Annotated in this window: 16 protein-coding genes and 1 pseudogene; 9 read left to right on the forward strand and 8 right to left on the reverse strand. The window is 71.9% G+C overall.

Features of this window, described 5'->3' with window-relative positions; genetic code table 11:
• Nucleotides 1–399: 399 nt before the first annotated feature.
• On the forward strand, nt 400–1,404 hold the full coding sequence (locus ACZ592_RS01280) for an SGNH/GDSL hydrolase family protein (RefSeq protein WP_471579397.1): 1,005 nt from the start codon (nt 400–402) through the stop codon (nt 1,402–1,404).
• A gap of 50 nt (nt 1,405–1,454) precedes the next feature.
• On the opposite strand, the pseudogene ACZ592_RS01285 reads toward ACZ592_RS01280, so the two are convergent.
• A pseudogene (locus tag ACZ592_RS01285) lies at nt 1,455–1,751 on the reverse strand (IS5/IS1182 family transposase); the annotation flags it as partial.
• Between the two features lie 293 nt (nt 1,752–2,044).
• Entirely contained in the window at nt 2,045–2,266 is a 222-nt protein-coding gene (locus ACZ592_RS01290; protein ID WP_471579398.1) for a hypothetical protein, read from the reverse strand.
• A 111-nt stretch (nt 2,267–2,377) separates the two neighbouring features.
• Here ACZ592_RS01290 and ACZ592_RS01295 point away from each other — a divergent pair, with 111 nt between their 5' ends.
• Genes ACZ592_RS01295 through ACZ592_RS01305 form a run of 3 tightly spaced genes read left to right on the forward strand, consistent with a single transcriptional unit; the run spans nt 2,378 to nt 6,727 of the window.
• Complete coding sequence (locus ACZ592_RS01295) at nt 2,378–4,654, forward strand: MMPL family transporter (RefSeq protein WP_471579399.1); 2,277 nt, start codon at nt 2,378–2,380, stop codon at nt 4,652–4,654.
• Nucleotides 4,655–4,661: 7 nt separating this feature from the next.
• Nucleotides 4,662–6,047 (forward strand): sensor histidine kinase, encoded by a 1,386-nt coding sequence (locus ACZ592_RS01300; protein WP_471579400.1) that lies wholly within the window; start codon nt 4,662–4,664, stop codon nt 6,045–6,047.
• A complete protein-coding gene (locus ACZ592_RS01305) occupies nt 6,044–6,727 on the forward strand; it encodes a response regulator transcription factor (protein ID WP_471579401.1) in 684 nt (227 codons plus the stop codon). Before ACZ592_RS01300 ends, ACZ592_RS01305 begins: the two co-directional genes overlap by 4 nt.
• A 43-nt stretch (nt 6,728–6,770) precedes the next feature.
• Here the strand turns inward: ACZ592_RS01305 and ACZ592_RS01310 are convergent, their stop codons facing one another.
• Nucleotides 6,771–8,006, reverse strand: a complete 1,236-nt coding sequence (locus tag ACZ592_RS01310) for an FAD-dependent monooxygenase (protein ID WP_471579402.1) — start codon at nt 8,004–8,006, stop codon at nt 6,771–6,773.
• A 44-nt stretch (nt 8,007–8,050) separates the two neighbouring features.
• Entirely contained in the window at nt 8,051–9,463 is a 1,413-nt protein-coding gene (locus tag ACZ592_RS01315; protein WP_471579403.1) for an MFS transporter, read from the reverse strand.
• A 231-nt stretch (nt 9,464–9,694) separates the two neighbouring features.
• On the opposite strand from ACZ592_RS01315, the gene ACZ592_RS01320 reads away from it, so the two are divergent.
• Nucleotides 9,695–11,593: an SMI1/KNR4 family protein gene (locus ACZ592_RS01320; RefSeq protein WP_471579404.1), complete on the forward strand. Its 1,899-nt coding sequence runs from the start codon at nt 9,695–9,697 to the stop codon at nt 11,591–11,593.
• A 187-nt stretch (nt 11,594–11,780) separates the two neighbouring features.
• On the opposite strand, the gene ACZ592_RS01325 is transcribed toward ACZ592_RS01320, so the two are convergent.
• On the reverse strand, nt 11,781–13,283 hold the full coding sequence (locus tag ACZ592_RS01325) for an MFS transporter (RefSeq protein ID WP_471579405.1): 1,503 nt from the start codon (nt 13,281–13,283) through the stop codon (nt 11,781–11,783).
• A gap of 65 nt (nt 13,284–13,348) precedes the next feature.
• Here ACZ592_RS01325 and ACZ592_RS01330 point away from each other — a divergent pair, with 65 nt between their 5' ends.
• The gene (locus ACZ592_RS01330; RefSeq protein ID WP_471579406.1) at nt 13,349–14,023 is read left to right on the forward strand and encodes a TetR/AcrR family transcriptional regulator; all 675 of its coding nucleotides are present in this window, start codon (nt 13,349–13,351) and stop codon (nt 14,021–14,023) included.
• A gap of 126 nt (nt 14,024–14,149) precedes the next feature.
• Here ACZ592_RS01330 and ACZ592_RS01335 read toward each other — a convergent pair whose 3' ends face one another.
• On the reverse strand, nt 14,150–14,488 hold the full coding sequence (locus ACZ592_RS01335; RefSeq protein ID WP_471579407.1) for an STAS domain-containing protein: 339 nt from the start codon (nt 14,486–14,488) through the stop codon (nt 14,150–14,152).
• A gap of 400 nt (nt 14,489–14,888) precedes the next feature.
• Here ACZ592_RS01335 and ACZ592_RS01340 point away from each other — a divergent pair, with 400 nt between their 5' ends.
• A complete protein-coding gene (locus ACZ592_RS01340) occupies nt 14,889–15,929 on the forward strand; it encodes an NUDIX hydrolase (RefSeq protein WP_471579408.1) in 1,041 nt (346 codons plus the stop codon).
• A gap of 77 nt (nt 15,930–16,006) precedes the next feature.
• Here ACZ592_RS01340 and ACZ592_RS01345 read toward each other — a convergent pair whose 3' ends face one another.
• Nucleotides 16,007–17,362, reverse strand: coding sequence for a M20/M25/M40 family metallo-hydrolase (locus tag ACZ592_RS01345; protein WP_471579409.1), 1,356 nt, complete (start codon nt 17,360–17,362; stop codon nt 16,007–16,009).
• Nucleotides 17,363–17,498: 136 nt separating this feature from the next.
• Between ACZ592_RS01345 and ACZ592_RS01350 the strand changes: the two genes are divergently transcribed.
• Nucleotides 17,499–18,701: a geranylgeranyl reductase family protein gene (locus tag ACZ592_RS01350; RefSeq protein ID WP_471579410.1), complete on the forward strand. Its 1,203-nt coding sequence runs from the start codon at nt 17,499–17,501 to the stop codon at nt 18,699–18,701.
• Nucleotides 18,702–18,767: 66 nt separating this feature from the next.
• On the opposite strand, the gene ACZ592_RS01355 is transcribed toward ACZ592_RS01350, so the two are convergent.
• A complete protein-coding gene (locus tag ACZ592_RS01355; RefSeq protein ID WP_471579411.1) occupies nt 18,768–19,292 on the reverse strand; it encodes a nitroreductase family deazaflavin-dependent oxidoreductase in 525 nt (174 codons plus the stop codon).
• Between the two features lie 215 nt (nt 19,293–19,507).
• On the opposite strand from ACZ592_RS01355, the gene ACZ592_RS01360 reads away from it, so the two are divergent.
• Nucleotides 19,508–20,224, forward strand: coding sequence for a TetR/AcrR family transcriptional regulator (locus tag ACZ592_RS01360; RefSeq protein ID WP_471579412.1), 717 nt, complete (start codon nt 19,508–19,510; stop codon nt 20,222–20,224).
• Nucleotides 20,225–20,404: the final 180 nt, after the last annotated feature.

The following is a 20,404-nucleotide window of genomic DNA, read 5'->3' on the forward strand; positions in this document are numbered from 1 at the left end:
TGGAAGAGGTGCGGTACCCGTTCGATGGCTTGGCGCCGGACCCGTAACGGCGGGTGCATCGGGGGAGTGGGATCCGACGCTCGCGTTCGGTTGTGTTCGGTTGAACCCCTCTGTGGCACGTCTCTTCGCTGCCAGGGGGCGGCCACCCGGCGCACTCGCCGTGGCCCAGAACCTCGGCGCAATACGCGCGGGTGGTTTACCCGGCGTATCCGTCCGGCGATCACACACCGACACCTAGCTTCGCTCTGTAGTCATGTGACTGCGATGAGTGAATGGAGACTGTGGATGCGTTCGACGCGTACGGGGCGACTGGCAGCCCTGGCCTTGACGGCCCTGCGGGCCCGACCTGGGAGAGCCGTGCGGCGGCCCGTCTCCCGCCTGCGAACGGGAGCACTGACCGTGGGACTCGCGCTGGCGGTGTCCGCGCTCGTGCCTTCGGGGTCCGCCGGTGCGGCTGATCAGTATCAGTGGGCCGCGCTGGGTGACTCGTACACCGCCGGCGGGTTCGTCGGAGACCCGCAGCCCCCGCTCGGCAGTGCGTCGCGGGACGGCTGTGACCGCACCACCAACGCCTACCCCGACGTGGTCGAGCGGGAGCTCGACGAGTTCCCGCCGGGCAAGCCCGTCCAACTGACCAACGTCAGCTGCGGCAACGCCGCCATCGCCGACATCGCCGACGCCAAGCAGACGCCGATCAGCCCGGTCCAGCCCCCCGCCGGAGGCTGGCCCGCGGTGGACCCGCAGATCCAGCGAGCGAAACTCAACGACACCACCGACGTCGTCACCATCGGCGTCGGCGGCAACAGCCTGCCCTTCGGCGGCATGCTCCTCAAGTGCCTCGAACTGGGCGCGACGCCCGGCAAGACCTGCCGCGAGCACTACACCAGCCCGCCCGAGGGGGAGGAGAGCATCCAGGACAAGCTCGCCAGGGTCCAGGACGAGTACATCCACATGCTGGCCAAGGCGCACGAGGCCGCACCCAACGCCAAGGTGATCACCGTCGGCTATCCGGCCGTCCTGCCGGACGACGGCAGCGCCTGCAACCGCCTTTCGCTCACCGAACTGGGCGGCATCAAGCACGCCGACGTCGACTGGCTCCGTGACGACGTCCTCAAGTCACTGAACGGCACGATCCAGCGCGTGACGTCGTTCTTCGGTGACCGCTACGTCGACGTCTACTCCTCCAGCGTGGGCCACGATGCCTGCCAACCCGCGGGCACCAAGTGGGTGGAGGGAATCTGCGGCGACGCCGCTGACTACTGGCCGGCCAAGCTCCCCGGCACCGCGCTGAACTGCGGTCTCATCCAGAAGCGTGTCACCCTGGTCCACCCCAACGCCGAAGGCCACGCCAACACCGCCGCCCACGTCGAACGAGCCATCCGCATCGCCCTCCTCGAACGCTGACCCGCAGGCCGAACCGTCCCGGGTGGGGAAAGCTTCGTGGATGTCGTCTGGATGTCGTCGTGGATCTCCCAGCGGATCCTTAGGCGGCCGAACCAGTACGCGTGAGCGAAGGGCCGCTCGACCACCTGGCAAACCTTGCCTGGTCCGGAGCCGTGAGCGACGCCGCGGCGGGCGAGCACGGGCTTGATGCCGGGCTTGATGCCGCGTTTCCACAGCAGGCGGCGGTACTTGTCGAAGTCGCAGCCCCGGTCGGCGTACAGCCGCCGGGGTCTGCGACGGGGTCCGCGACGGGGTCTGTGACGAGGGCTGCCCCGTAGACCCCGGATCGACGGGGCCGCATCCGGCAAGGTGCAGGAGCAGAACCGCAGTTCAACTCACTCTGAAGCGATCAGTAAGCACGTGCGCGCGTGAGCGGGTTCTGTCGGCAACCCCGCAGAGGTCATGGGCGGAGACGAGAGGGATCGAGTCCTGCCCGGTGAGGTGGTCCTCCTCGACACTGAGCTCAACTGGGGGTGCTTACCAGCCCCTGCTCCTGCCATCCGTGCATCGAAACTCGACTCGGCCCGGCCCGGCCACCCTCCGCCCTGGCTCGCCCACCCCACCTGTCGTGGCCGACGCTGCGTCGAGTCGTCAGTGGCGTTTAGTCGTCAGTGGCGTTGACGATGGTACTGATGCGCTCGAGCTTTTCCTGGGCGGTGAGGGCGCCGAGGTTGCCTTCGGCGAGACCGTCGAGGATTCGGCGGACGTTGACGCGTTCGGGGTAGAGGACGGCATCGAGGATGGCGGCTCGCGTGCTGCCATCGCGTATCGCGCCTGGTGCGTACGCACCAGAACACCCCACCGGCTGGTCCCCGTGCACCACGGCAGGACGGCAGCCGGGGACGATGCCCGGGCGGGGGCCGCGAGGGGAGTGTGGGAGGCGCGCGAGAACCGCGCAACCCCCTTGCCTAGCGGTGTCTGGAGTGATCGACAGGTGGCGACAATTCTTTACCGGATCGGACGGTGGGCCTTCAGGCGCCGCCGGCTCGTGAGCGGTCTCTGGCTGGGCGCCCTCGTACTGGCCGCGGTCGCCGCCGCCGTTGCGCCCTCCGGGGAGGAAGAGGACCTCTCCATGCCGGGCACCGAGTCGCAGAGGGCGTTCGACCTGCTGGACGAGCGCTTTCCCCGGAGCAACTCCCAGGGTGCCGAGGCCCGCCTGGTGTTCCGGGCCCCGGACGGGCAGCGCGTGACGGCCAAGGAGTACAGGGCGGCCGTCGAGGAGTCGCTCGGGTCGCTGGACGGGGGCGATCAGGTCGCGTCGACCACCGACCCCTTCGTGACCGGCGGTGTCAGCGACGACAGCACCATCGCCTACTCCACGATCACCTACACCGCGGACGCCGTCGACCTCACCGGGTCCACGAAGAGCGCCCTGGAGGAGGCCGCAGGCCAGTCCCGGGACGCGGGGCTGACCGTGGAGATCGGCGGTTCGGCCCTGGAGTCGGAGGAGTCCCCGGGCGGTACGACCGAGATCATCGGCGTCGCGGTGGCGGCGGTCGTGCTGATCCTCACCCTCGGATCGCTGGTCGCTGCCGGACTGTCGCTGCTGACCGCCGTCGTCGGCGTGGCCATCGCCTTCGGCCTGGTCTCCGCGCTCGCCGTACCGCTGGGCCTGACGTCCACCGTCGCCATCCTGGCCCTGATGCTGGGCCTCGCGGTCGGCATCGACTACGCCCTGTTCATCACCTCACGGTTCCGCGACGAGCTCGCCCGGGGCTGTGCGCCGGACGAGGCCGCGGGCCGGGCGGTGGGCACGGCCGGATCCGCCGTCGTCTTCGCCGGCGCGACCGTCTTCATCGCCCTCATCGGACTCGGCGTCGTCGGAATCCCCGAACTCACCAAGATGGGCATGGGCGGTGCGGGCGCCGTGGCCCTCGCCGTCCTCGTCGCACTGACCCTGGTCCCCGCGCTGTTCGGCTCCTTCGGCCGCCGGATCCTGTCCCGCGCCGTCCGCAAGACCACCCGTGCGGGCACCGGTGGCCCCTGCCCGGTGCCCGCCGAGGCCGGCCGGCCGGGGCTCGGCACCCGGTGGGCACGGTTCGTGCTGCGCCGCCCGCAGGCCGTACTCCTGGTCTCCGTACTGGGTCTCGGCGCTGTCGCCCTGCCCGCGCTGAGCCTCGAACTCGGCCTGCCCGGGGACGAGTCCAAGTCGGTGCAGACCACCGAGCGCCGCGCCTACGACCTGCTGTCGGACGGCTTCGGCCCCGGCTTCAACGGCCCGTTGACCGTCGTCGTGGACACCTCGGGCACGGGGGACACCCGGGCCACCACGGACCTGGCCGTCAAGACCCTGCGGGCGGTGGACGGAGTCGCGTCGGTCGGTGCTCCGGTGTTCAGCGGGACCAAGGACACGGCCGTCCTCACCGCCGTCCCGCGGACCGCGCCGAACAGCGGCGAGACCAAGGAACTGGTGCACGCGATCCGGGGCGCGGTCTCCGGCGTCGAGACCGACACGGGCGCCGCGGTCTTCGTGACCGGCACCACCGCGATGAACATCGACATCTCCGAAGCCATGTCCGACGCCCTGATCCCGTACCTGACGGTGGTCATCGGCCTTGCCGTGCTCCTGCTGGCGGTGGTCTTCCGCTCCCTCCTGGTCCCGGTCAAGGCCGCGCTCGGCTTCCTGCTGTCGGTGGGTGCCGCCTTCGGTGTCCTCGTCGCCGTCTTCCAGTGGGGCTGGGCGGCGGACCTGATCGGCATCGAGCAGACCGGACCGGTGATGTCGCTGATGCCGATCCTCATCATCGGCATCGTGTTCGGCCTCGCCATGGACTACGAGGTCTTCCTCCTCACCCGGATGCGGGAGGCCTACGTCCACGGCGCGTCCCCCGGCGAGGCCATCGTCAGCGGGTTCCGGCACAGCGGACGTGTGGTGGCCGCGGCGGCGATCATCATGATCAGCGTGTTCGCCGGGTTCATCGGGATGAGCAGTCCGACGATCCGGACGATGGGCGTCGGCCTGGCCTCCGCCGTGGCCTTCGACGCCTTCGTGGTCCGGATGGCGATCGCGCCCGCGGTCCTCGCGCTGCTCGGCCACCGGGCCTGGTGGCTGCCCCGTATCCTGAACCGCGTGCTGCCGAACGTGGACATCGAGAACGTGGACATCGAGGGTGACAGGCTGAGCAGGCACGTTCCGGCCTCCGCGGCCGAGTGGGGGCCCGAGCCGGACGTGACGGGGCCGCGGATCCCCGCCGGCCGGCACCGGCACTGAAGCGGCCATGGCGAACACAGGCGGCGGTGGCCGAGGTACGTGGTGGCGCGAGGGCACGATCACGGCGACGGCGTTCGTGCTCTGTCTGCTCGGGGGTGTGCTGCAGGACGACGGCAGCACGCTGGCCGCGCCGCCCGCCGCCGCCTACTTCATCGCCGTGGCGTCCTGTGCCGTGCTGCCCGCACGGCACAGGGCGCCGCTGGCCGCCATGGCGGTGACGACCGCGGCCGGCGTGCTGGTGCCGTTCCTCGGCCTCCTGCTGAGCCCGCTCATCGTGGCCCCCGCCGTGATCACCGCGTACTCGCTCACCCTGCGCACCGAACGGCACGCGGCGAGCGCGGTGTTGCTCACCTCCGCGGCGCTCCTGGTCGCCTTCACCCCCGTGTTCGGCGCCCTGTCGTGGAAGGACGCGAGCAGGATGGGGGCGGTGGCGGCCTTCCCGCTGGTGGCCGGCGTACTCGGACGCTCGGCGCACAACCGGCGGGCCTACCTGGCTGCCGTGGAGGAGCGGGCCCAGCGGGCCGAGGCGAGCCGGGACAGCGAGGCGCGCCGCAGGGTCGCCGAGGAACGCGTGCGCATCGCCCGGGAGTTGCACGACCTCGTGGCCCACCAGATCACCCTCGCCAACGCGCAGGCAACGGTCGCCGCCCACCTCTTCGACACGCGCCCGGAGCAGACCCGCAAGAGCCTGAGGGAGCTCGTCGTCACCACCGGCGACGCGCTCGACGACCTGCGCGCCACGGTCGGCCTGCTGCGTCAGACCGGTGACGCGGCCGAGTCCGCCGAACCGGCGCCGGGGCTGTCCCGGCTGCCCACGCTCCTTGCGTCCTTCCGCCGCGCGGGCCTGGACGTGTCGGTGGACGAGGAGGGCAGGGCCAGGCAGCTGCCGCCGGGAGTGGACCTGACCGCGTACCGCATCGTCCAGGAAGCCCTGACCAATGTGACCAAGCACGCCGGTACCGGCAGCGCCCGGGTGCGGCTCGTCTGGGACCGCGACCGCGTGACCATCACCGTCGCGGACGACGGTGGGAGTACGCGTACGGAGCCGAGGCCGCCCGCGCGATCGACGGCATACACGGGCCCGGGAACGTCCGCGGGATCCACGGCACGTACGGGACCGAGTGCGTCCACGGCGTCGGACCGTCCCCCCGGATACGGTCTGATCGGGATGCGGGAACGCGCCACCGCGGTCGGCGGACAACTCACCGCGGGCAGGCGCGAGGAGGGCGGCTTCCTCGTCCGCGCCCACCTTCCCCTCCCGCCCGATAAGGGCACGGCGCGGCGGACCGACGGGCCAACGACCATAGAGGGAAGCACGACTGACGGAGCGACAGAAGAGGGACGGACCGGCGCGGGACGTACGGGTGACGGAGAGACCGGGGGAGAACTGTGACGCCGCTGCGCGTGCTCCTCGCCGATGACCAGGCCCTGCTGCGCGGCGCCTTCCGGATACTGCTGGACTCCGCCGACGACATCACCGTCGTCGGCGAGGCCGCCGACGGCGGTGAGGCGGTACGGCTCACCCGCGCGCTGCGCCCGGACGTGGTGATCATGGACATCCGCATGCCCGAGGTCGACGGGCTCACCGCCACGTCGGAGATCTGCGCGGACCCGGACCTGCGGGCCAGCCGCATCCTGATCCTCACCACGTACGAGACCGACGAGTACGTCGCCCAGGCGCTGCGCGCGGGGGCCGGCGGCTTCATCGGCAAGGGCATCGGGGCCGAGGACCTGCTGGACGCCGTACGGACGATCGCGGCCGGCGACACCCTGCTGTCCCCGGCCGCGACCCGCTCCTTGGTCGCCCGTTTCCTCGCCACGCCGGACATCACCCCGTCGCACCACCCCGAGCAACTCGCCGTGCTCACCCCGCGCGAACGCGAGATGGTGGGCCTGGTCGCGACCGGGCTGTCCAACCAGGAGATCGCCGAGCGCATGTTCCTCAGTCCCTTCACCGTACGGGCCCACGTGCAGCGCGCCATGACGAAGCTGGAGGCCCGCGACCGGGCGCAACTCGTCGTCATCGCCTACCGGACGGGCCTGGCTCACGCCGCCCCGGACGGCCCGCCGTAGACCGGCACGGGGACCTGTGACGGTCCGACGCGCCGGCCCCGGTTCACGGCAGGGGCGCGAACTCGGGCAGGGCCAGGGCCGAGTGGGCCGGCCGTGCCGGTGCGAAGGGCATGGCGGTGAGGCCACGCAGCCTCGCATCGCGCAACGCCAGGGCCCGCGCCGTGGTGGGGAAGAGCGTGGCGGCGCCGTGGTCGACCAGTGCCTGGTTCATGGCCACGAACGCGCGCGTGTCCCGTTCGTAGGCGGCGAAGGCAGCGGTGTGGTCCCGGTTCGTGGCCAGGGAGCCGGCGAGCACGCAGGCGCCGGCCAGCGCGAGGCTCGAGCCCTGCCCGGTGAGGAACGAGGGCGCGTACGCGGCGTCGCCCACGAGCGCGACGCGGCCGCTGGACCAGTGGGGCATGCGGATCTGCCCGGCCGTGTCGAAGAACAGGTCGTCCGCGTCGCGCAGGGCGTCGAGCATGCGGGGGACCTCCCAGCCCGCCCCCGCGAAGGCCGTGGCGATCACGTCCCGCCGGGCGTCGGGGTTCCTGAGGGCTTCGCGGGGCGGTTCCGGGCTGTGGAAGGTGAGGAAGGCGTGCAACTCGTCCGTGTCCCCGACGGCGTAGAGGGCCGCGGCCTTCCCCGGGGCGTTCCACAGCACGACCTCGTGGGAGAGTCCGAAGGCGTTCGGCATGGTGAAGATGGCGAAGCAGAGGCCGAGGTGGCGGTGGAACTGTTCCTCGGGGCCGAACAGGGACTCCCGGGTCTGCGAGTGCATGCCGTCGGCGCCGACCACCAGGTCGAACGTACGCTGCTGCCCGCCGCGGAACGTGACGTCGACCCCGTGTGCGGACTGGTCGAGGGTGCCGATGGAGTCGCCGAAGAGGAATTCCACGTCGTCGCGGACGGTCGCGTAGAGGATCGCCGCCAGATCGCCACGGCGTACCTCCAGGTCCTGCCCCTGGACACCGCCGGCGACGGCGCTCGGGGAGAGCGAGGCGATGTGCCTGCCGTCGGTGTCCAGGAAGGTGCAGCGCCGCGATTCGATGTGCGCGTCCCGCAGCTGCGGCAGTATCCCCATGCGCCGGACGACCTCGACCGCGGTACCGCGGATGTCGATCGGATAGCCGCCGCCCCGCAGGGCCTCCGCCTTCTCCACCACGGTGACCGCCCACCCGGACCGGCGCAGCCAGTACGCGAGCGCGGGTCCGGAGACGCTGGCCCCGGAGATCAGCACACTGCGCGTCCGGGCGGACCTCGTGGTCGTCGACGGATCGGTGCCGGTAGGGGTACGTGTCATGCCTGGGCTCCCTTTTTCGTGCTGTGGATCTACTTGACGTGGATCTACTTGACGCGGATCTTCGTGACGCGGACAACGAGCAGGGACAGTGCGGCGACGAGGCCGGCGACGGCGAAGCCTGTGACGAAGTCCGATTCGGCGGGCAGGCCCGTCACCGGGTCGGCTCCGGCGGCCAGGATCGCGCCGCCGAGCTGAGCGCCGAGGGCCACGCCGATCACTCGTGTCACGACGAGCAGGCTGGTGGCGATGCCGATGTCCCTCGTCCCGACGGCGGTGGCGGTGCCGGCGAGCAACGCCGTGGTACCGACGCCCGCGGCGAACGCGGTCAGCACCTTCGCGAGGACGAGCTGCCATTCCGCGGTGTGCAGCATCGCAAGGGCGATCAGCGTGAGCGCCGTGACGACCGTGCCCACGACGACCACGGAACGCGGCCCGAATCGCCGCGCCGCGATGCCGCCGACCGAATCGCTCACCGCCCCGGCGACGGCACCGGGCAGCAGGAACAGCCCGATGTCGGTGGTGCCCGCCGCGAAGCCGTACCCGTCGGCCGACACCGCGAACAGCTGCGGGAGCAGGAAGAGCACCATCCCCGAACTGGTGGTGACGACGAGGGTGAGCACGCACGCGTGCCACATCGCGGGCTTGGCCAGCATGCGCAGATCGACCATCGGCGAGAGCGCCCGGCGCTCCACGACGACCCAGCCGGTCGCGAGGCCGGCCACGGTCACCGCGACGGCACCGACCGCGAGCGGCGGCAGGCCTTTGTCCCGCGTCACCGTGACGAGCCCGAGCATGAACGCGAGCAACGTGCCGCTCAGCAGGAGCACCCCGGGCCAGTCGATCCCGCTGTCCGGCCCGACCGGCGGATCGTGCGGCACGAGCCGGACCACGGCCCGCGTCGCCGCGATGACGACGGCCGTCGGTATCGCGAACATCCAGTGCCAGGACAGTCCCTCCGCGACCGGCCCGGCGAACAGCATTCCCACCATGCTGCCGCCCGTGAACAGCGCGACGACCAGCCCGATCGCCGCCTGTGACGCTCCCGCGGGGAGGTGTTTGCGCACCAGGATGAAGGAGAGGGGCAGCGCGCCCACCATGACGCCCTGCAACACCTGGCCGAGCAGCAGCACCGGCAGGTTCGGCGCCAGAGCGGCCAGCAGCCCGCCGGCCGAGACCACGGCCATCAGCCGGACCAGCACCCGCTTCCCGCCGTAGCGGTCACCGAGTTTGCCCGCGACGGGCGTGAGGACCGCGCCGGTGATGAGCAAGGCGTTGCCGATCAGGGCTCCTTCGGCAGGGCTCACCCCCAACTCGCCCTGCAGCAGCGGAAGCGCGGGCTCCACCACGGACTGCAGGGCGCCGAGGGCCAGGGCGAGGATGCCGAGGGCACCGATCGCCGGCCTCCCGACGCGGACCGGGGAAACCACGGCTTCGGACGTGGACGTCCCTTTCGCCATCTGTCGATCACTCCAGACGCAACCAGACACAACCAGAGACAGGGGAACGCGTGAGATGCACGCGCCCCCAACATGTCTCCGCGGCGCCCCGCCCGGCATCGTCCGCCGCCACCGTCTTCGCCTGGTGCGCCCGGACCAGTCCCGCGCACACGCTGGTGCCCGCGCACCACGGGAACGGGCCGCCGCGTGCGCTCGGACCGGCTGTCAGTGCCGGGTGCCACGATGGGGCCCATGGAGATCTTCGAGTGGGGGCCGCTGCTCAAGCGGTGGAGCGAGGAATGGCTGGACGGCCTGGAGGCGGAGGAGCCGGAGGAGTTCGACGAGCTGGACGAGGACCTGGTGCGGGAGCGCTGGCTGGGCTTCGCCCCGGCGACTCCGGCACGGATGACGGCTCTGGAGGAGCGGCTCCGCGGGCTCGGGATCACGGTGGCTCTGCCGCCGTCGCTGCGCTCCTTCCTTGAGACGTCGGACGGTTGGCGACACGCGGGAGGCTTCGTCTACCTGCTGGCGGGGACCGACGACATCACGTCCTACGGAGATCCGTACGAGCTTCGCAAGTTGTACGAGGAGCAGCTCTCCGCGGACCCGACCGACGCCGAGGCGCGGGAGGCCGGCATGTGGAGCCGCGCGCTGCAGCTCGCCGTCGATTCGGACATGACGGACGTCCTGCTCGACCCGGGAGACGTGGACGCCGATGGCGAGTGGGCGGTGTACGTACGGCACGGCTGGAGCGGTGAGCCGCCCGACCGTTACGACTCGTTCCGCGCGTTCATGGAGGACATGTACAAGGAGTTCTACCGTCTGGGCGGTGGCCACGAGGGCTTCGAGACCGAGGTGACACGGGACCTGGACGCCAGGGTGGAGGCCGCCCGACTGGCCTGCCTGAGAGGCGAGGTGGACGAGGCGCTCGCCGTCTTCGTGGAGGCGGCGGAGCTCGGCAGACCGCGAGCGGGCCTGCTGGCCGCGCAGGTGCGGGCGGTGCTTGAGGGGAGCGGCTGGGTACCGGTCGACCCGCGCATGGACGACCCGATGTACGCGGGTGAGGTACTGCCGCTGAAAATCACGGACCACCTGCGGCGACACGGATGGGACGACGGCTTCGTCCTCGGCCCCGTGACCGAGGACTACGAGACGGACAGGGAGCGGGCCGCCGTCGTCCTCGCGGCGATGAGACGGCGCACCTACGAGTACGCCGCGCCGGGTGCGTTCGGGCACGCGGTCACCGAGGCCAGGAAGCTGGCACGCAGAGGCGAGACGGACGCCGCCTGGCGGGTGATCGAAGCGGCCGTCCCGCGGTGGGAGCCGTACAGGGAGGACCACTTGGCCCCGTTCGGCCTGCTCGGGGACCCTGTGCTCGGGCCGGTCGTCACGCCCGAGCGGGGCAGGCAGTTGTTGCGCACGCCCCGGGCGGGCCAGGCGGGGACGATGCCTGAGCCCCTCTCCGGTGCGGAGCCGGTGCGCGACGGGCTGGGTTGGCTGACCGACCGGGACCGACGGGGTGAAGTCCGTACGGAGGGCTACCGGTTCGTCCTGGTCGAGGGCGTTCAGCCGGAGGAACTGGCCGAGCGGTTCGGCACCGGCGCTCCGGGACAGGTGAGCGCCGAGAACGAACTCTGGGACCTGCAGGTCGTGCGGGTCCAGGGAGGCGGTGGCTCCCACGGGCCCCGCGGCCCCCTCGCGCGGATCGGTGCCGTGGACGGCTGGAGCTTCGCCTTCGAGTCGATATTCCGTGCGGCCTTCGACGCGGACCGCCTGACGAGCCCCGGCACCGAACTGTCACGCGGCACCCGCGCCCTCACCGTCTGGTGCGCGCCCGGCCTCTTCCACTTCGCCTGCGCCGAGGACGGCGAGGAGCGGTACGCGTTCACGGTCCACGGGACGGAGAGGCGCGGCCGGGGTGACGTCCCCGCGGCGCTCGCGCCGGACCACCTGTTCCCGGATCCCGCCGGACCCGCGGCCGACCGGTCGGACGAGCGCCGCGCCCTGGACGCGACAGCGGAGACCTTCGGGGTCTCACTGCCCCGATTCGCCCTGAGCCGTGGCAGGTTGCCGACCCTGCGCACCCGGCCGTGGACCGGATCTTCGGGGCCCGAGGGCGGGTACCTGAAGGTGGAGAGCACGCTTCGGTAGAAGGTGGAGGTCGCACCTCGGCTGTGGGGGAGCGGCTAGTTCAGGAGGGGCGGGCGGCGAGTCGAGGGGAGGGCCGGCTTCGCGGAGAGGGCTGCCAAGGACGTGGCTCACCGCCCTTGGTTCTTGACGCCGCCCACCTGTCAGCCCCTTCCCAGGGAGTCTCCTCACCTCGCCCGCCGCCTCACCATCACCCCACCCCCGGCCTGATCCGCCGCGCCAACAGGACCCCGGCCGCCGCCAGCGCCGCGGTCAGCGCGAACGTCGCCGTCAGCGCGGTCGACACCGACGAGCCATGGGCGTCGGAGAACGCGAGCGCCGCGCCGCCGAGGCCGCTGAGGACCGCCACGGCCAGCGTCTGCGCGAGCTGCATCGCGCCGCTGGCCTCGCCCTGCCGGTCGGCCGGGGCCTGTTCCATGGCGTCGGTGGTCGCGGCGTTGAAGGCCACGCCCATGCCGGCACCGCCGATCGCCCAGCCCGCCACGGCCGTCAGCGCGGGCGTCGCGTCGACCAGGACGCCGAGCGCCATCACCACGATGCCGACGAGCAGGACCACGAACCCCGCGGCGATCGGCACCGCCCGTGACCGGCCGCTCCAGCGGCTGTCGGCCCTGCCCTGCCAGGCGGCCCCGAGCACCCACGTGATCGCGCCCGCCGACAGGCCGAGGCCGGCCTCCGTGGCGCTCAACTCGCGCAGCTCGACCAGGCCGAGCGGCAGGAACGCCTCGCTCCCGAAGTACGCGCCGCAGAGCAGGAAGCGCAGCACCACACCGGCCGGCACCCCGCGCCGCGCGCTGAGCGTGCCGGCGGGGGTGACCGAGCGCAGCGCCACGACGGCTGTGGCGCCGCCGGCCAGCACGAGCAGGATCAGCAAGGCCGGCCGGCGCAGTTCGAGGCCGGCCAGGAGAACGCCGGTGCCGGCCGCGAGCAAGACGCTCCGTGCCACCGGAGTGGTCCACCACGGCCCGGTGTCCGCAGGCGAGTCGGCGTCCGCATGTGCAGCCCGCTCGGGCCTGCCCAGGCGGCGCAGTGGAGGCAGCGCGAGCGCCGCGGCCACGGCGACCAGTGGCAGCAGCAGGACGAACACGCCGCGCCAGGAGATGTGGTCGGAGATCAGTGCGGCGATCGTCGGCCCGATCAGGGACGGGACCGTCCAGCCGCCCGACACCAGCGCGAACATCCGGGCGCGCAGCCGCTGCGGATAGGCGAGCGCGATCGCCGTGTACGCGAGGGCCATGACGGCGCCGACACCGAGCCCCTGCAGGAAGCGCCCGGCGAGGAACAGCGGCCAGTCGGGCGCCGACCCGGCCAGCGCACAGCCGACGGCGAAGACGGCGAGGCCGAGGGCCAACGGCCGTGCGGGGCCCCGCCGGTCGGAGGCGCGGCTCGCGGCGACGGTGCCGATGAGGTTGGCCAGCATCAGCGCGGACAGCCCCCATCCGTAGGCGCCGAGGCCGCCGAGCCTCCCCGCGATCTCTGGCAGGACGGTGGCCACGCCCATGGACTCGAAGGCGACGAGCCCCACGGAGAGCACGATGCCCCAGGTCAGGGCCGCGTAGGGGGATCGGAAGACACTCTCGCGCCCGCTGTCACGGGGCGAGCCGGACGGCCCGGGCGACCGGGACGACGTGCTTCCCCCGCGTGCCGCACGGTCGGTGAGCGTGCCGTCGGACGACGACTCCTGCTGGGACAAGGCAGCCCCTCCTTATATTTCGATCCGGATCGGAACGAAACGACATGCTACCTATACTGGCTCCCATGGCAACCCCCGACCCCGAGCCCCGCGCCGCCCGTCCCGCGGGACGCCCGCGCGACACCCGGCTCGACGAGGCGATCCTGACGGCGACGCAGGAACTCCTCGAGTCGGTGGGCTATCCCGGCCTGACGATGGAGGCGGTGGCGCGGCTCGCCGGCACGACCAAGCCGGCCATCCGACGCCGTTGGCCGTCCCGGCAGCACCTCGTCATCGCCGCCCTCGCCGACACGATGGGCACGGCGCCCACGCCCGACACGGGGTGCACGCACTGCGATCTGATCGAAGGCATCGACACCCTCAGCCGCGCCTTCGGCGGCAGCCTCGGCCGACGTACGCTGCCCGCCCTGATGGCCGAACTGGCCGACGACCCCGAGCTGAACCGCGTCTTCACCGAGACGATCTTCCGCCCCAGGAGGGTCACCACCGAGGCGGCCCTGCGGCGCGGCATCGAGCGTGGCGACATCCGTCCCGAGGCCGACATCGACCTGCTCCTGGACATGCTGGGCGCCACCACCTACCACCGGGTCCTCTTCGGGCACCTGCCCGTCACGGACTCCCTCGCCCACGACGTGGTGATGACGGTCATGGGCGGTGCCGCCACGCCGCGTTGGCGCGATCACTACCAGCGCCACCACGAGCCGGCGAAGCCGCGCAGGCGACCGGTGCGGAGCCGCTGACGCCGAACAGCGCGCTCGGCACGGTGTGTTCGACATGGCGTGTACGACGCGGCGTGCTCGACGGCGACGGCCGACGCGCACCGGCCGGGCGGTGTCCCCCGCCCTGGACCGGCTCGCGTCGGCCCGTCAGGGTCCTTCGCGGTCGTGCGGTGCGAGCAGTGCCGCGGCGAGCGTCGGCGCCGGCGACAGGACCGACGTCAGCTTGGTGACGCGCAGCATGCGTAACGTCATCGGGTGGGCGCAGACGATGCGCAGACTGCCTCCTCTGGCCGTCACCCGCCGATGGGCCCGCATCAGCAGCGAGAGCCCGGAGCAGTCGACGAAGTCGACCTGGCTCAGGTCGATGACCACCACCGGCTCCGATCCCGCGGTGACGGTGTCCATCAGCGACACCGTCCGCTGGTAGGCCACGAGGTCGACGTCGCCGTGCAGTTCGATCACTACCGCCTGGTCGAGTCCGTACACGCGCGGAGGCTGCTCGGCGTCCTCACGCGCATATTCACTCAGTTCGTCCTGCCGCATACATCCCCCCAGCGCCGGCGCCGACGCATCCAGGGAGGAGTGCGGCGCAGCGGGTGCCAATCGTCCGAGGCCACCGGGGGCTGGGGCGCCTGTCGGGAAACGCTAGCGGGGTCCGGAGCGCTCTGGAGTGCGGGAACGATTCACGGAAGGCGCGCGCCACACGTTGGGGTGAAGTTACAGCAATCAACTTGACGTGAAGGGGGGTGCCATTGGGATGGGGGACGGGCGTGGTGGGGTGTCCTGGCACCGGCGCGCCGCGGTTGGTTCCCCCTCCATCAGGGCCTGGTTTCCATGGCAGGCTGTTGCGGGCAAGCCACAGGGGGCCAACAGAAGAGGGGGAACCGTGATCGTCTGGATCAACGGCGCGTCCGGTGCGGGAAAGACCAGCGCCGCACGGGAACTGATCGAGCTGATCCCGAACAGCACACTCTTCGACCCCGAGGTCATCGGCGGCACACTGCCCTGTCTGCTGCCGCCCAAGCGCCTCGACGAGGTGAGCGACCACCAGGACCTGCCGATCTGGCGCCGCCTCGTCATCGACACCGCGGCCGCGCTGCACGCCGAGGTGGGCGGTACCCTCGTGGTCCCGATGACGCTGCTGCGCCAGGCGTACCGCGACGAGATCTTCGGCGGTCTCGCCGCGCGCAGGATTCCCGTGCGGCACGTCCTGCTCGCCCCGGACGAAACGATCCTGCGCGAGCGAATATCCGGCCGGCCCGCACCGCAGGACCTGTCCGAAGGAAACACCCGCACCAGACAGTGGTCGTTCGACCGCATCGAGCCGTACCGCACCGCCCGCGCCGACTGGCTCGACGCGGACGCACACCGCATCGACACCAGCGCCCTCACGCCGTACGAGACCGCCGAACTACTGGCCGACGCCGTCCGCACCGAGGCCGCGCCCGTCTGCGACATCGTGCAGACGCCCGAGCCCACCGCCGAGACCCTCGCCGCCGGCGTGCTGCTCTTCGACGAACGGGACCGGGTGCTGCTCGTGGACCCCACGTACAAGGCCGGCTGGGAGTTCCCCGGCGGCGTCGTCGAACCCGGCGAGGCCCCCGCGCGCGCGGGAGTGCGCGAGGTCGCCGAGGAGACCGGCATCCGACTCACCGGGACGCCCGGTCTGCTGGTCGCCGACTGGGAGCCGCCGAACCCGCCCGGCTACGGAGGGATGCGCTTCCTCTTCGACGGCGGGCGGCTCGACAGCGGCGAGGTCCGCATGCTGCTGCCGGGGCCGGAACTGCGCGGCTGGCGCTTCGTCACCGAACAGGAGGCCGCCGACCTGCTGCCCTCCGTGCGCTACGAACGGCTGCGCTGGGCGCTGCGCGCACGGGAGCGCGGGGTCGTGCTCTACCTGGAGGCCGGTGTGCCGCTCGGCGGCTGACCGGCCGCCGGCGGCAAGGCCGACGTGGTGCCGATGGACACCGCACCCGCGCGCGGATGCGGTGTCCACCGGGTCGGTCAGCTCGTCGCGTACTTCTTCAGGAACAGTGCCTCGGCGACCGAGAGACGCTCCAACTCCTCGGGCGACACGCTCTCGTTGACCGCGTGGATCTGGGCCTCCGGCTCGCTCAGGCCGATCAGCAGGATCTCCGCGCGCGAGTAGAGCTCGGAGAGGGTGTTGCACAGCGGGATCGAGCCGCCCTGGCCCGCGTACTGCATCTCCTCGCCCGGGTAGGCCTCGCCCATCGCCTCGGCCATCGCCGCGTACGCCGGGCTCGTGGTGTCCGCACGGAACGGCTGGCCCTGCCCGATCTGCTCCGTGCGCACCTGCGCGCCCCACGGCGTGTGCGCCTCCAGGTGCGCCTGCAGCAGCTTGGTCGCCTCGGCGGCGTCCACGCCCGGCGGCACCCGCAGGCTGATCAGCGCCCGAGCGGCCGCCTGCACCGACGGCGTCGCGCCGACCACCGGCGGGCAGTCGATGCCGAGGACCGTGACGGCGGGGCGCGCCCAGATGCGGTCGGCGACCGTGCCCTCACCGATCAGCCGGACACCGTCAAGGACCTTGGCGTCCTTGCGGAAGTCGCTCTCCTCGTACTGCAGACCGTCCCAGACGGCGTCGCCCGTCAGGCCGTCGACCGTGGTCGAGCCGTCCTCGGCGCGCAGCGAGTCCAGGGTGCGCACCAACGCGGCCAGCGCGTCCGGCGCGGCGCCGCCGAACTGCCCCGAGTGCAGGTTCCCGCCGAGCGTGTCGACACTGACGCGTACGAGAGTCATGCCCCGGAGCGTCGACGTCACCGTCGGCAGCCCCACCCGGAAGTTACCCGCGTCACCGATGACGATCGTGTCGGCCGTCAGCAGCTCGGGGTGTTCCTCCGCGTACCGCTCCAGACCGCCCGTGCCCTGCTCCTCCGAGCCCTCCGCGATCACCTTCACGCTCACCGGTACGCCGCCGTTCGCCTTGAGGGCGCGCAGCGCGAGCAGGTGCATGATCACGCCGCCCTTGCAGTCGGCGCTGCCCCGGCCGTACCAGCGGCCGTCGCGCTCGGTCAGCTCGAAGGGCGGCGTGGTCCACGCGGCCTCGTCCAGCGGCGGCTGCACGTCGTAGTGCGCGTACAGCAGGACCGTCGGCGCTCCCTCGGGGCCCGGCAGGAAGCCGTACACCGACTGCGTGCCGTCCGGGGTGTCGAGCAGCGCGACGTCCTGGAAGCCCTCGGCCCGCAGCGCGTCCGCCACCCAGCCGGCGGCCGCCTCGCTCTCGCTCTTGGGGAACTGCTCGAAGTCCGCCACCGACTTGAAGGCCACCAGTTCGGTGAGCTCCGCCTTCGCCTTCGGCATCAGCGAGGCGACGGTCTCGGCGATCGGATCCGGCGACATGGGCACGCTCCTCGTGGGTGCGACGTTGTTACGTGTAGGTGCAAGTGATCCTCCCACAGGAGGGACGCTCGGGCCTGCGCCGTAGGATGCCTGAGGACAGCGCGGCCAACAGCGGGATCAGGAGCGGTACACCAACGTGAGCAGCGAGAACTCAGCGGACGACACCCGGTACGTGTGGGACGTCGTCGTGGTCGGAGCCGGCCCCGCGGGGGCCTCGGCGGCCTACGCGGCAGCGGTCGCGGGACGCAGTGTGCTCCTCCTTGAGAAAGCCGAACTTCCTCGCTACAAGACGTGCGGCGGCGGCATCATCGGCCCCACCCGCGACTCTCTGCCGCCCGGCTTCGAGCTGCCTTTCCAGGACCGGGTGCACGCGGTGACGTTCTCCCTGGACGGCAAGTTCAGCCGTACCCGCCGCTCCCGGCAGATGCTCTTCGGGCTCATCAACCGTCCCGAGTTCGACCAGCAGCTCGTCGAGCACGCACAGAAGGCGGGCGCCGAGCTGCGCACCGGCGTCACGGTCGCACGCGTGGAGCAGCACGGCTCCGAGGTGCCCGACCGGCGCACGGTCGCCGTCGTGCTGCAGGGCGGCGAGACCGTCCTGGCCCGCGCGGTGGTGGGCGCCGACGGCAGCGCCAGCCGCATAGGAGCACACGTCGGGGTCAAGCTCGACCAGGTCGACCTGGGCCTGGAGGCCGAGATCCCGGTGCCGGAGACCGTCGCCGAGGACTGGGCGGGCCGGGTCCTGATCGACTGGGGTCCCATGCCGGGCAGTTACGGATGGGTCTTCCCCAAGGGCGACACCCTCACCGTCGGTGTGATCTCCGCGCGCGGCGAAGGCGCGGCCACCAAGCGGTACTTGGAGGACTTCATCGCCCGGCTCGGCCTCGCCGGCTTCGAGCCCAGCATCTCCTCCGGACACCTGACGCGCTGCCGCAGCGACGACTCGCCGCTCTCCCGCGGCCGGGTCCTGGTCTGTGGCGACGCCGCGGGACTCCTGGAGCCGTGGACCCGCGAGGGCATCTCCTTCGCGCTGCGCTCCGGCCGGCTCGCGGGGGAGTGGGCGGTACGGGTCGCCGAGTCGCACGACGCGGTGGACGCCCGCCGCCAGGCCCTGAACTACGCCTTCGCCATCAAGGCGGGGCTCGGCGTGGAGATGAGTGTGGGGCGCCGCATGCTCCAGCTCTTCGAACGCCGCCCCGGCGCGCTGCACGCGGCGCTCACGGGCTTCCGTCCCGCGTGGAACGCGTTCGCGAAGATCACGCGGGGTTCCTCGACCCTCGGCGAACTGGTGCGCACGCACCCGATGGTCGGCCGCGCCCTGCAGGCACTGGACCGCTAGGGCCTGTGCCGCAGCCGCGTCTGCCTCGCACACCGGCCGTCCGCCGGTCCTGAGGACCGGCCGCCCCTACTTCCGCTTCTGCCGCTGCTTCTGCACGGTGATGCGGAAGACGGGGTGGTCGGCCGCGGCCGCCACGATCTCCTCGTCGGAGGAGTCGGCGGTCACGCCCTTGAAGTACTGGTTGACCTCCCAGCCCCACTTCTGCAGATAGCCGCGCAGCAGCGGCAGCTTCTCCGCGTCGGGCACCTCCACGGCGGTGAACTCCCGCACCTTGCGCCCCACCCGCAACTCCCCGCCACCGGCCACGCGCATGTTGCGCACCCACTGGGAGTGCCCGCGCGCCGACACGAGGTACTGGCCGTGGTCACTGCCGTGCGTGTACGGGTTGACGGGGACGCGCTGCATCTTGCCGCTCTTGCGACCCCGCACGGAGAGCTCGGCGCTGCCCATCAGGCTGACACCGTGCCGCGCCATCCAGCCGACCACGCTGTTGAAGCGGACGGTCAGTCGGCTGCCCTCAAGGTAGTAGGGGGAAGCGGTGGTCAGGGTGGAGGTCGGGGTCGGGGTCGGGGCGGCGGATGACGTGGACATGGGGCCCTCCTGCGGTGGGAGCGGTGCCGGCGCGGAGTCGGGATGAGAGTCCGCGTGGATCACAATTCCGAGAGCACTGCTCTCGCTTGAGAGCAGTGTGCACGAGATCGGTGCGCCATAGCAAGAGCACTGCTCTCGAAAATGTCTGTCGCTCTCGAAAGTGTTCGCCGCTCTCGATTGTGTGCACCGCTCCGAACCCGTGGCACACTGGTCGTATGAGCCGCCCCAGCGCCACCACCAGCGCTACCAAAGGAGCCCGGGCCCGCGCCCGCGAGGAAGTCACCGCCGCGATCAAGGACGAAGCGCGCAGGCAGCTCGCGGTCGACGGCGCGGCCAAGCTCTCGCTGCGCGCCGTCGCCCGTGAACTCGGCATGGTCTCGTCCGCGCTCTACCGCTACTTCCCCAGCCGCGACGACCTGCTGACCGCGTTGATCATCGACGCGTACGACTCCCTCGGTGGCGTGGCGGAGGCCGCGCACGCGGAGGTCGCCGGGCAGGAGCCGGTACGGCGGTGGGTGGTGGTGTGTGCAGCGGTGCGTTCCTGGGCGCTGGCCCATCCGCACGAGTACGCGCTCATCTACGGCTCGCCCGTACCCGGTTACAGTGCGCCCGACTCGACGGTCCGGGCCGCCGCGCGCGTGGGGCTGTTGCTGATCGGGATCGTGCGCGATGCCCACCAGGGGCGGGGCGTCGCCGTCCAGCCCCTGCCGGGGGAGCTGCGCACCGAGGGCGAGCGGCTCGCGGCGGACTTGGCGCCCGATCTGCCGGCCGCGGCGATCACGGCGATGGTCGCGGCGTGGGCGCAGCTGTTCGGGCTCGTGGGCTTCGAGGTGTTCGGGCAGTTCAACCGCCTGGTCGAGGACCGTGAGGCGTTCTTCTCGCACGCGGTCACCCAGCTCGCCCACGGGGTGGGGCTGCTGCCGCATGGCTGAAGCACCGCAGGCTGACGGGCTGACGGGCTGACGGGCTGACGGGCGGAAGGGGTGCAGGGGTGCGGGGCCGAGGTGGTCGAGGCCCGCGGGGCGTAGGGGAGCGCACGGTCTCTACTCCCGCGGGAGTACGCGTGATCGCCACGTCTGTCGGACGCCCGCGGGAGGAGGCGCGGTCTAGCG

The sequence above is a fragment of the Streptomyces sp. NPDC040622 genome, from assembly GCF_055593965.1.